General features: G+C 59.7%; 10 protein-coding genes. 8 read left to right on the forward strand and 2 right to left on the reverse strand.

Going from position 1 to position 12,072, the window contains the following annotated elements:
- Positions 1 to 117 precede the first annotated feature (117 nt).
- Both ACIPO9_RS23650 and ACIPO9_RS23655 read left to right on the forward strand, forming a co-directional pair.
- Positions 118 to 2,643 (forward strand): GAF domain-containing protein, encoded by a 2,526-nt coding sequence (locus ACIPO9_RS23650; RefSeq protein WP_400783940.1) that lies wholly within the window; start codon positions 118 to 120, stop codon positions 2,641 to 2,643.
- Between the two features lie 139 nt (positions 2,644 to 2,782).
- Positions 2,783 to 3,475, forward strand: a complete 693-nt coding sequence (locus tag ACIPO9_RS23655; protein WP_400783872.1) for a type 1 glutamine amidotransferase domain-containing protein — start codon at positions 2,783 to 2,785, stop codon at positions 3,473 to 3,475.
- Positions 3,476 to 3,734: 259 nt separating this feature from the next.
- Here ACIPO9_RS23655 and ACIPO9_RS23660 read toward each other — a convergent pair whose 3' ends face one another.
- On the reverse strand, positions 3,735 to 3,968 hold the full coding sequence (locus tag ACIPO9_RS23660) for a hypothetical protein (RefSeq protein WP_400783873.1): 234 nt from the start codon (positions 3,966 to 3,968) through the stop codon (positions 3,735 to 3,737).
- 373 nt (positions 3,969 to 4,341) lie between these two features.
- Entirely contained in the window at positions 4,342 to 4,518 is a 177-nt protein-coding gene (locus ACIPO9_RS23665; RefSeq protein ID WP_400783875.1) for a hypothetical protein, read from the reverse strand.
- Positions 4,519 to 5,400: 882 nt separating this feature from the next.
- On the opposite strand from ACIPO9_RS23665, the gene ACIPO9_RS23670 reads away from it, so the two are divergent.
- The 6 genes from ACIPO9_RS23670 to ACIPO9_RS23695 all read left to right on the forward strand — a co-directional run bounded on the left by ACIPO9_RS23670 (position 5,401) and on the right by ACIPO9_RS23695 (position 11,951).
- Positions 5,401 to 5,679, forward strand: a complete 279-nt coding sequence (locus ACIPO9_RS23670; protein WP_400783876.1) for a hypothetical protein — start codon at positions 5,401 to 5,403, stop codon at positions 5,677 to 5,679.
- A gap of 528 nt (positions 5,680 to 6,207) precedes the next feature.
- On the forward strand, positions 6,208 to 6,474 hold the full coding sequence (locus ACIPO9_RS23675; protein ID WP_400783878.1) for an antitoxin Xre/MbcA/ParS toxin-binding domain-containing protein: 267 nt from the start codon (positions 6,208 to 6,210) through the stop codon (positions 6,472 to 6,474).
- Positions 6,475 to 7,146: 672 nt separating this feature from the next.
- Positions 7,147 to 7,620, forward strand: coding sequence for a MarR family winged helix-turn-helix transcriptional regulator (locus ACIPO9_RS23680; RefSeq protein ID WP_274135028.1), 474 nt, complete (start codon positions 7,147 to 7,149; stop codon positions 7,618 to 7,620).
- Positions 7,617 to 9,113 (forward strand): efflux transporter outer membrane subunit, encoded by a 1,497-nt coding sequence (locus tag ACIPO9_RS23685; RefSeq protein ID WP_400783880.1) that lies wholly within the window; start codon positions 7,617 to 7,619, stop codon positions 9,111 to 9,113. Before ACIPO9_RS23680 ends, ACIPO9_RS23685 begins: the two co-directional genes overlap by 4 nt.
- Before the next feature lie 10 nt (positions 9,114 to 9,123).
- Positions 9,124 to 10,356: an efflux RND transporter periplasmic adaptor subunit gene (locus tag ACIPO9_RS23690; protein WP_400783881.1), complete on the forward strand. Its 1,233-nt coding sequence runs from the start codon at positions 9,124 to 9,126 to the stop codon at positions 10,354 to 10,356.
- Positions 10,357 to 10,418: 62 nt separating this feature from the next.
- Positions 10,419 to 11,951, forward strand: a complete 1,533-nt coding sequence (locus tag ACIPO9_RS23695; RefSeq protein ID WP_400609469.1) for a DHA2 family efflux MFS transporter permease subunit — start codon at positions 10,419 to 10,421, stop codon at positions 11,949 to 11,951.
- Positions 11,952 to 12,072 lie beyond the last annotated feature (121 nt).

Genomic DNA, 12,072 nt, shown 5'->3' on the forward strand with positions numbered 1-12,072 from the left:
TACCCACGGAAATTTCTCTGTGGCATTCGTTGGGAGCTCTGCTTGTCGACTGTTTCAGTAGATCAAAACAACGAAGACCGCCTGTCCCATGTGCTCAATGCAAGTGAGCGACTGGTCATGGCACGGTCAGTGGACGAGGTCGTTGACGTGCTGCGCGACACTGCCCGTGCTGCCGTCGGAGCCGAGGGCATCGCCGTTGTCATAGAAGATGAAGGCCGTTGCTCCTATGTCGCCGAAGACGCGGTTTCCCCGCTTTGGCAAGGCCAGACCTTTCAGGCGGACCACTGCATTTCGGGTTGGGTGATGCATCACCGTGAGACCGTTGCGATTCGTGACGTGCGCTTTGATCCACGCATTCCGCAAGATGCTTACGCGCCGACGTTCGTGCGCAGCCTGGTCATGGTGCCCATCGGCAGACCTGTCCCTGTTGCGGCGCTTGGCGCTTACTGGTCAGAGGTTGGCGACCACGGCGGCGACACGATTAAGCGGCTGGAGAGCCTGGCGCGTCTTGCAACCATCGCCATCGAGAATGCGCGGCTGACTCAGGCGCGAAATCGCGCGATCGCCATCGGCGCTGCACAGACCCGCATTCTGGAGTTGGCTGTCGAACAGGCGGCGCTCACCGTGACGCTGGACGCCATTGTCCGCGAAGTGGAAGCGCTGTCATCTGCCCGGTTTCTGGGGAGCATCATGCTGCTGGACGAGGAGGGCCGACATCTGGAGCACTGGGCGGGACCAAGCCTGCCCGGCGCCTATAACAGAGGCGTCAGGGACATCAGCCTGCAAACCCACACCCATGCCTACGCTGCTGCCGTATTGTTCGACGCGCGCACGAATCTGCCCGAGGTATCGAGTGGCCCGCTCTGGCCCGAGCTGCACACGCAGGCGGAGGAACAAGGGCTGCATGTCTGTTGGTCAGTCCCAATCCGCTCGGCGCAGGGCGCACTGCTGGGTGCTTTCGTCATGCACCACCCCGAGAGGCGTGAGCCGTCGCCTGCCGATACGGAAATCATGGACTTCGTCGCGCAAACCGTTGCGCTAGTCGTCCATCGCGCGCGAACGGATACCGCGATCCGGGTCAGCGAGGCCAGATTGCGTCTTGCCGTCGACCACGCCGACGTGGGGTTCTGGGACGTGGATTTCGTGCAGGACACGCTGGTCTGGCCATCGCAAACCAAGGCCATGTTCGGTATATCGGCAGACGTGCCCGTCACGCTGCAGGACTTCTATGACGGCTTGCACCCCGATGACCATGAAGCGACCATCGAGGCCTTTACCGCGGCGGTCGATCCCGAGCGTCGTGCGCTCTACGAGGTCGACTATCGCACGATCGGTCGCGAAGACGGCATCGTTCGCTGGGTGGCGGCAAAAGGCCGGGGCGTGTTCGATGCGGCCGGTCGCTGTCTGCGCGTGACCGGCACTGCAATTGAAATCACCGCCCGCAAGGCTGCCGAAGAGGAGCTGCGCGAGCTCAATGCCAGCCTCGAAGGGCGGATTGCCGAGGCCATTGCCGAGCGGGAAGAAGCTCAAAAGGCCTTGCGTCAGAGCCAGAAGATGGAAGCGATGGGGCAGCTTACCGGCGGCGTCGCCCACGACTTCAACAACCTGCTTACCCCGATTGTCGGTACGCTCGACATGCTTCAGCGGCGGGGCGTGGGCGGCGAGCGCGAGCAACGGCTCATCTCAGGCGCCATGCAGTCGGCAGAACGTGCCACGACGCTGGTGCAGCGGTTGTTGGCTTTCGCCCGCCGTCAGCCGCTGCAGCCGGTCGCGGTGGATGTGGCGAAACTGGTCAACGATATGGGCGAGCTGGTCGCCAGCACGACCGGCCCGCAAATCAAAGTCGTGGTGGATGCCCCGCCCAACCTTCCGGCAGCCATCGCGGATCTGAACCAGCTCGAAATGGCACTCCTGAACCTCTCCGTCAACGCACGCGACGCGATGGTGGAGGGCGGTACGATGCGCATCTCTGCCAGCACCGAATGGGTCGGGCCGGGGCACCGTTCCAGGCTGGCGACAGGCGAGTACCTGTGTCTGTCCGTGGCGGACACCGGGGTCGGCATGGACCCAGCGACACTTGCGCGCGCGGTCGAGCCGTTCTTTTCCACCAAGGGCGTGGGCAAAGGGACCGGCCTGGGCCTTTCGATGGTGCATGGGCTGGCTTCACAGTTGAACGGTGCCCTGACGATTCGCAGCTCGCCAGGGCTTGGGACGAACGTGGAGCTGTGGCTGGCGCGCAGCATGACCGAGCCTGTAGCCCCCTTGCATATCCTCGAGCCTTCGCAGACGCGGCCGGCTCGGGGGATCGCGTTGTTGGTCGATGATGAAGAACTGGTGCGCTCGAGCACCTCGTACATGCTGGCCGAACTCGGGTATCGGGTCATTGAAGCAGCGTCGGGCGAGGAGGCCATGCAACTGCTGGCTGCAGGGGAGCCATTCGATCTGCTGGTCACCGACCACTTGATGCCGGGCATCAGCGGAACCGTGCTGGCTGGGCAGGTCCGTGCCGCCAGGCCCGGAACGGCGATCCTGCTTGTTTCAGGGTACGCCGAACGCGAGGGGCTCGATCCTGACCTTCCGCGACTGGCCAAGCCGTTTCGCAAGGATGAGCTTGCAGCGTGTCTGTCTCGAATCGAGCGATAGTCAGTCATCGATCACTTTGCCCGCCGGAGACCGGCCGGACGAGCCGCCGTCATTCGACGTGAACGTCTGCGTGGTGAACGTCTCTGACCATTATGCGGTGCGATTCAGTACTGCCCATATCGCAAGGAGACAGGCGCGTATGAAAATCCTCATGATCCTCACTTCTCACGACCAGCTGGGTGATACCGGCAAGAAGACGGGCTTCTGGCTGGAGGAATTTGCAGCCCCGTATTACACATTTGCGGATGCCGGCGCTGAAATTACCCTGGCTTCTCCCAAGGGTGGACAGCCGCCGCTGGACCCTAAAAGTGATGAGCCGGACGCCCAGACCGAGCACACTCGACGTTTCCGTGCCGATCGCGAGGCTCAGGGGTTGTTAGCCAATACCGTGCCCTTGGGCGAAGTTGACCCCTATGATTTCGATGCAGTGTTTTACCCTGGTGGCCATGGCCCGCTGTGGGATTTGGCCGAAGACACCGACTCCATCACGCTGATCGAAGCGTTTTATGCAGCCAACAAACCCATCGCCGCCGTGTGCCACGCGCCAGGTGTATTGAAGAACGTCAATGCGCCCGACGGTCACCCTGTGGTGCAGGGCAAGAACGTCACCGGCTTTACGAATTCGGAAGAAGAGGCCGTCGGGCTCACGCAGATCGTGCCTTTCCTCGTCGAAGACATGCTGAAGGCAAAAGGGGGGCACTATTCCAAGGCTGCTGATTGGGCAAGTTACGTGGTCGAGGACGGCCACCTCATCACCGGACAGAACCCCGCGTCATCACAGGCAGTGGCCCAAGCGCTATTGAAGCGGTTAGCCGGCGAAGTACCAGCCTGATTTATGCTGCCCGGCCTGCGGTCAGGGGGGCCGGGCAGTAGTCACTGCTCGTTTACTTATCCGCGACCTATTTTTAACTCCAGTAGCGAATTTCAGGATGGTGTGATTGCTGGAACGGTATCCATGCTTGAAAGCCAAATGAAGAGCGTTTCAGTCGCCAGTATGGTCCCGTCTGTTGTTTTCTTTCATCACATCCCACTCTAAATGGGCCATACGAGCGTCGTCCAAGGTAGCCTGACGCTCGATGGCTCAGTCCCTCTCAGTTGCTGTCGGCAACTTTTCGTTCGATCTCGTCAACGGTCTTTTGAAGCGTCTCGGCGTCCTGTTCTTTGGTGCGGGTAGACGTAGGGGTTATGACCTCATCAATCGCGCGAGTATCGTCGTCACCGTCCTCAAGGTCCCTTTTGACCACGTCGACGGGCTTGCCGGAAGTGTCCACAGACTGCGAGGGGGATGACGGCGGTACTGTTTGTTTTTTAGCGTCATTATTCATATCGATGATCTCCAGTAGTTAAGAATTGGAGGCCGCAATGCCCTCGCGAGTTCGCGTTATTTCAAAGGGATCCGCCGCCTCGTGTGAATGCGATCGGTCAAATGTTGAAGGGATCGCCTGGGAAGCGCTTTCAGGGCCAACCACTTGAGTTCTGCCCTCGCGCCAAAGGAGCGTGTTCATACGAGCTTGCCAGGGGCTATTCATTGACACTCTGTGAGCCTCGATGAGTCGACCAAAGTTCTAAGACCCCCTCTGGCTGTTTGCTGGCCCTCCAAAAGTGCGGCGTAGCGATACAGCTCCCAGGTCCGAGAGTCGAACGCGGTGGTCTGGAACTGATCGACAAAATTGCCATCAACGTCGACGAAGTGCCGCGTCATTCCGTCATGATAATGCGAGCCGGCACCCACTGAGGCTGGCTTAACATCTGGAAACCACGGTGAAGCTTTTCTTGTGGCAAACTCGTCTCGAACAGGTCTACACCCGATTTGTCGGTCTTTTCATCGCCTTGAGGGAAGATGGTCTTTCCGCTCGAAATGATCTTTTTGAACATGGCAAACAGGGCGTGCCAGGCATCTGTCTTTTTGAAGCCAAACTCAATTTGATCGCTCGGAATCGACCCTTGAGGTAGCGACCCAGCAACACGAAGCCGTGGTCGGAATCTGACGGGTACTGTATCAAGACGCCAATGAGGTCTTCGGCCCGGTCGGAAAAAACTCGAGCTCCACACCCATACCAGTAGCGGCTGGGGATCGGGTCCAGGCGATAAAAGCGTTGTACTGCTCGGCGGTCAACCGAACAACGCCACTTTCACCCAGCAGAGCGACTATTCGCTGTGCCTTCGTGCCGCGTCTTCTGGCTTCACCCATATGTTCACCTCCCATCCCTGTAGGTTTGAACGACATGATTTTGATAACACGAGAGCTGCTGACCGCGCTACTTAGGAACAGACCAAGGACAGAAGCCTGAAATCTCAGTTCGCCAGAAGGCGACTGGCTTCGGGCTCTCACCAGATTTTCACTGGCGGAAGAGGGCGGCGCCACGGGGTAGAATGCAGATCTACGTGGTGATCTTTAAATCTGACGATGGGTAAGGGGTCGACGTATTTACTACTGCCAAGTCAAGCTAAACTGATTCTGTTGTCTCAAAAAGGCTGAGCGGGCGCAGCTCAAGTCGTGCAGTATCGATGCTTTCGGCCCACTGGTTTCCTTTTGGAGACCGCAGATGACGATGCCGGTGGAGCGCACTCACAGCGTTTTTAAACGGAGTTTTTGCGCGTGATGTCAGGAAAACCTCAGATACCTGAGTCCTTTCGAGCTGAAGCGGCGCCGCTGCTCGTCATCACCCGAAAGCACAGTTGCTGCTAAACGTAGCCTGGTTGGACGAAACTATTCATTCAATGGAGCCGGGGAGCTGAGACGGGAATGTCAAATCAGTGGATACCCTGAACTTTTTAGCTCCAGCCTCAATGGTGATGCTGAACGGCATGACCATTAGTCGCGCTGGCAAGATGCGTTCTAATTCGCCAGCTGGTTGCTTCTCGCCAAGGCAGCAAGCGTCCATACAGGTACAAGCGATGAACGTCATTGGACTCGTTGAGTACGAGAGCGTCATCAATGTGACGTGCGATGTATGTGGTGCCTCAACGCGCCTGGATGAAGACGAGTACCAGTACGGCGCTGCAGGCACCTTGGGGATATGGCACCAGACATGATGGAGAGCGCTACGAGGTTCATCTCTGTGAGGATTGCTTCTTCCTCGCTTTGGCGAATCTCAAAGAGGAGAGGCGGGTGCAGCACATGTTCAGCGCTGACGCTCCGGAACGCTTCAGTGATCTGGGGCTTCTTGTCAGGAAAGATTTTTTTAGGGTGGTGACCGCTGACAGATCACCTGCTCAAGTGTTAAGGCTCGTGGAGGTGCCTGGGATAGTTCTCAATTTGGTGAGCGAGGTATCTAATGAAAGGGCGTCGTAAGGTCAGAACCGACAAGTGGTGGCTCAAGGAGCAGTTCATCAGAGAAGCTCAAGCCGTCCTGGCGGGTAAGCCGAATCAGGGGGACTTTCTACGAGCAGCGGTCCAAGCAACGCGTGAAGAGCCTACGGGAATACTCGCTGGGAGGCGCCGAGTACAAGATTGACCGTCCGGTGGTCGCCGGAAGAAGCCAAGCCAGTTCGTGGCGCTCACCAGAGCTGGCCTAGAATCTTGCCCATGCAAGCTGAAATCACCAATCAGAGGTTTTTTCAATGAGCACTTTCCAAGCTCTCCAGAAAGGGCTCAAGCCTCAAGACGGCTGTTGGAGCACCGAGCACCGATCTTTTGCCCGAAGGCGTGAGCTGGTTCTAACTGAGGCCGAACGGGTGCTAGGGACCAAAGTAGCCGCAGACCAATGGTTTGTGCATCCTGCCCGCGGCCTCGAGTATCAGCCACCGTGCTCCATGCTGTCGACGTCGCAGGGATATCGGCAAGTCCGCGACCTGCTGGGCCAGATTGAATACGGCGTGTACATTTAATTCAACGAGTACGACCCTTTAGACCATTTGCTAATGTCGCAGGCCGTCTAACTCTGTGGGTAACACACGTTGGTCTTTTCGTCGCAACAATTTCGGAAATTTCGTATTTTCGAAGCGGCCCAGCTCGACCAGAGGTAGTGAGCGCCTTGGGTATATTCTCTGCCTTTCACTCTCTCTTGTTCGTCCACATCTCAAGACCCCCCGCCCCCCACCCTAAGCCTAGCCGTCATCCGCTGAAATCGATTGGTGTTGCTTTGGTGCATTCAATGGTCCATCGATTGCTACCGAGAAGATCTAGACAGTCTGATCTGATGGCGCAGCCAGAAACTGCAAGTGCGTAAACGTGCCCGTGACTGCAGTCGTTCCAAAAGCGCGCGACGTTGCCATTCATGGATCACATTCAGTGCCGGGAGGAGAGCATCTGATTCAGCTCTCGTGTTGACCTACTGGTTGCTCTAGAGAACTAAATTTTCCAAAAAATGCGAAGGTCGGGACTTTCTAGATTTAGTTCACCCCATTTCACACCTTTAGTTCTGAGCGCTCCTTCCTTGCATCTGGCGAACCACGTTCGTCCGGAACTCTGCATCTTAAAAATTGTTTCATTGTGTGTTTGCTGCCTAGGCAGTAATATCTGATCCATTCACTGCCTAGGCAGATAATTGGTGACTATCAATGGCTCATTTCACTCCCGAGACGTTCCAGACCAGCCTGCTTGGCATGCTGATCGGCCGCGCTGACTTGTTGAAGAACCGCATTCTGGACAAGCACCTCGAACCCCACGGCCTGACTGCGCAGCAGTTCAAGGTGCTGGTGATCGTGGCGCTGTATGACGCAGAAACCCCGGCCGACCTGTGCCGGGCGTTGTGTCTGGACAGCGGTTCGATGACGCGCATGCTCGACAGGCTGGAACAGAAAGACCTGCTGGTGCGCACCCGTTCCGAGGCGGACCGCCGCCAGGTGCGGTTGGTGCTGACCGACTCGGGCAAGGAAATTGCCGATCTGCTGTCCGAGATTGGCGCCAAGGCGATGAACGAAATGGTCGGTGTCCTGGAAGACAGCGAGCTGGCCATGCTGGAGAAGCTGCTCACCAAGGTACTGGTGGCTGCAGCCGATCCGATCACTATTGCCCGGATTGCCGCACGATGAACATTGCCCTCAAGCAAGGCACGGCGTTGCGAACGTCGTTGAGCCTGGTATTTGTCGCACTGGTGCTGGCCGGTTGCGCCAATTCCAAAGGCCTGAACACCGAAGGCGTCGGGATCGATGCCAACAGCCTGCAGGCTTCGCAAAGCCTCAAAGGCGTCAACCTGTCGCCGGCCGCCTGGCCACGACGCGACTGGTGGACCAGCCTGGGCGATCCGCAACTCGACGGCATGATTGTCGAGGCCCTGCGCGACAGCCCGGACATGCAGATCGCCGCCGCCCGCACCCACCAGGCCACGGCTGCGGCCTATGGCGCCGACGCCGCGCGCATGCCGACCGTCGATGCCAGCGCCAGCGTAAGCCGCTCGCGCCTGGCCAAGGATCAGGATCCGCTGGGGCAGGGCGGTCGCTACAGCACCCTGCGTAGCCTGGGCGCCAGCTTTAATTACACCTTCGACCTGTGGGGTGGGCAGCGTGCTGCCTGGGAAGCCGCGTTGGGCCAGGCCCGCGCCAGCGAAATCGACCAGCGCGCCGCGCAGTTGACCCTCGCCGCCGATGTCGCCCGCGCCTACAGTGATCTGGGCCAGGCCTACATCGTCCGCGATCTGGCCGCCGAAGACCTCAAGCGTACCCGTCAGTTGCTGGAACTGGGCGCCCGCCGCTTCAAGTCCGGCATCGACAGCGAATACCAGTACCAGCAGACCCAGAGCCTGGAAGCGGGCTCCCGTGAGTCGCTGGTGGATGCGGAAAAACGCCTGCGCTCGGCCAAGATCACCCTGGCCGTGCTGATGGGCAAAGGCCCGGACCGTGGTGAAGAGCTGGCAAGACCTGCGGTACTGAAACCTGCGGTGGTGCAATTGCCATCCGTGGTGCCTGCCGAGTTGCTCGGTCGTCGCCCGGACCTGGTGGCTGCGCGCTGGCGAGTCGAGGCGGCCAGCAAGGACATCGTCGCCAGCAAGACCAACTTCTATCCGAACCTGAACCTCAGTGCATCGGCTGGAGTCGAGTCTCTGCTGGGCGATGCAATGTTCGGTTCGGCCAGCCGCTTCTTCAATGTGGCGCCGACCGTCTCGTTGCCGATCTTCGATGGCGGCCGCCGTCGTGCCGATCTGGATGCGCGGGATGCCGACTACGACCTCGCCGTCGCGCAGTACAACAAGAGTCTGGTGCGTGCCCTGGGCGATGTCAGCGACAACATCGGCCAGCTGCATTCGATCAGCGGTCAGATCGACGCTCGCCAGCAAGCCACCGACGTGATTCAGAAGTCCTATGACACGGTGGTCACGCGCTATTCATCGGGGATCGGCAACTACCTCGATGTGCTGAGCGTCGAGCAGCAACTGCTGCAATCGCAACGCCAACTGGCTGATCTCAACGCGGAACGAATCGATCTTTCGATCCAGTTGATGCAGGCCCTGGGGGGAGGCTTCGAAGAGAGCAAGCCCGGCGAAGACGCCGCCCCAGCTGTCCCGTCAACTGCTTCGCTGACTCATTAAGGTACTCGTCATGGCCACTGCCACTAGCGAAAACAACGCAACAAACGAAGCTTCGGCGCAAAAGGCTGCGCCAGGCCAGCCGCAGAAGAACCCGCGCAAGCGCAAGATCCTGATGTTCGGCCTGCTGATCGTCGTGATTCTGGGCGGTCTTGGTGTCTGGGGCTGGTACGAAGTCTACGGCCAATGGAACGAAAGCACGGACGATGCCTACGTCAACGGCAACGTGGTGGAAATCACCCCGCAAGTGACCGGCACCGTGGTGAGCATTGGCGCCGATGATGGCGATCTGGTCCGTGAAGGCCAGGTGCTGGTGCAGTTCGACCCTAACGACGCCGAAGTCGCGCTGCAAAGCGCCGAGGCCAATCTGGGCAAGGTGGTGCGTCAGGTTCGCGGTCTGTACAGCAGCGTGGACGGCATCAAGGCACAACTGGCGGCCCAGCGCGCCGAAGTGCAGAAGGCCCAGGACAACTACAACCGTCGGCGCAACCTGGCGGCGGGCGGGGCGATTTCCCAGGAAGAACTGTCCCACGCCAAGGATGACCTGACCAGCGCGCAGAACGCCCTGAACAACATCCAGCAGCAATTGGTCACCAGCACGGCATTGATCGATGACACTCAGGTGTCGTCGCACCCGGATGTGAAGGCCGCCGCCGCGCAACTGCGCCAGGCCTACCTGAACAGCGCGCGCAGCACCCTGATCGCGCCGGTCACCGGCTATGTCGCCAAGCGCACCGTGCAACTGGGCCAGCGCGTTCAGCCAGGCACTGCGCTGATGGCGGTGATTCCGCTGGATCAGCTGTGGATCGACGCCAACTTCAAGGAAACCCAGTTGGGCAAGATGCGCATCGGCCAGCCGGTGGACATCGAGGCTGACCTGTATGGCAGCGACGTGAAGTTCAGCGGCACCGTCGACAGCGTCGGCGCCGGTACCGGCAGCGCGTTCGCCCTGCTGCCTGCGCAGAACGCCACGGGTAACTGGATCAAGATCGTGCAGCGTGTGCCGGTGCGGATTCACATCAACGCTGACGAGTTGGCGAAGAATCCGCTGCGAATCGGCCTGTCCACCGTGGTCGATGTGAATCTGCACGACCAGAGCGGCCCGGTGCTGGCGCAACAGCCGCCCAAGCAGGCGTCGTTCACCACTGACGTCTACACCAGGCAACTGGCCGATGCCGACACGCTGATTGCGCGCCTGATCCACGAGAACAGCGCCCAAGCCACCGGCAAGACCGTACAGCGTTAAGTCGCCTGTCCCCTGCGCCGGCCTTCGGGCTGGCGCATCTTTCGAGTGTCAAAGGATTCGCGATGAGTAATAACGCTCCCGCTTCTTTTACGCCGCCAAGCCTGTTGTTGACCACCATCGGCCTGTCGCTGGCGACTTTCATGCAGGTGCTCGACACCACCATTGCCAACGTCGCGCTGCCGACGATTTCCGGCAACCTGGGCGTGAGTTCCGAGCAGGGCACCTGGGTCATCACCTCGTTTGCGGTGAGTAACGCTATCGCCTTGCCGCTGACCGGCTGGCTGAGCCGCCGCTTTGGTGAGGTGAAGTTGTTCATATGGGCCACGGTGCTGTTCGTGCTGGCCTCGTTCCTCTGTGGTATCTCGACCTCGATGCCGGAGCTGGTGGGCTTTCGTGTGCTGCAGGGCGTGGTCGCCGGCCCCCTGTACCCGATGACCCAGACGCTGCTGATTGCCGTCTATCCCCCGGCAAAAAGGGGGATGGCACTGGCACTGCTGGCGATGGTGACGGTTGTGGCGCCGATTGCGGGGCCGATTCTCGGCGGCTGGATCACCGACAGTTACACCTGGCCGTGGATTTTCTTCATCAACGTGCCGATCGGTCTGTTCGCAGCCTTCGTGGTGCGCACGCAAATGGCCGCAAGGCCGGTGACCACCAGCCGCCAACCGATGGACTACGTGGGGCTGATAACGCTGATCATTGGCGTGGGCGCCTTGCAGATCGTGCTCGACAAGGGCAACGACCTGGACTGGTTCTCGTCGAACTTCATCATCATCGGCACGGTGATTTCGGTGATTGGCCTGGCGGCGTTCATCATCTGGGAGATGACCGACGAGCATCCGGTGGTCAACCTGCGCCTGTTCAGCTTCCGCAACTTCAGGGTCGGGACGATCTGTCTGGTGCTGGGCTACGCCGGATTCTTCGGCATCAACCTGATCCTGCCGCAGTGGTTGCAGACGCAGATGGGCTACACGCCGACCTACGCGGGGCTGGCGGTGGCGCCGATCGGGATCCTGCCGGTATTGATGTCGCCGTTCGTCGGTAAATATGCCAACAAGGTCGATCTGCGGCTGCTTGCTGGGCTTGCGTTTCTGGCCATCGGCACGAGTTGTTTCATGCGTTCGAATTTCACCAGTCAGGTGGATTTCGAGCACATCGCGCTGGTGCAGCTGTTCATGGGGGCAGGGGTTGCGCTGTTCTTCATGCCGACCTTGAGCATCCTGCTGTCGGACCTGCCGCCGTCGCAAATCGCCGACGGCTCGGGGCTGGCGACCTTCCTGCGTAACCTCGGGGGCAGTTTCGCGGCCTCGTTGACCACCTGGATCTGGATCCGCCGGGCCAACGTGCACCACGCGTACCTGAGCGAAAACGTCAACACCTATGAGTCCACGACGCGCCAGGCCCTGGACACTCTGGGCGGGGCGAGTACCCAGGCCTATGCCCGGCTCGACAGCATGGTGACCAGCCAGGCCTACATGATGTCCACCGTGGATTATTTCTACATGCTGGGCTGGATGTTCCTGGTGCTGATCCTGATCGTCTGGCTGGCCAAGCCGCCGTTTGCCGCCAAGGCAGGGCCCGGGGCAGGGCATTGATGAACCAGCCATTGTAGGAGAGCGTATACCGCACAATATTCGCCAGCCGCCGACCTTCTGTAGGAGTGAGCTTGCTCGCGATAGCGTTTCGTCACTCACCCTCGATGCGACAGATCCACCG

It is taken from the genome of Pseudomonas sp. NPDC090203 (genome assembly GCF_044746765.1).
GTDB classification, from domain to species: Bacteria; Pseudomonadota; Gammaproteobacteria; order Pseudomonadales; family Pseudomonadaceae; genus Aquipseudomonas; species Aquipseudomonas putida_AD.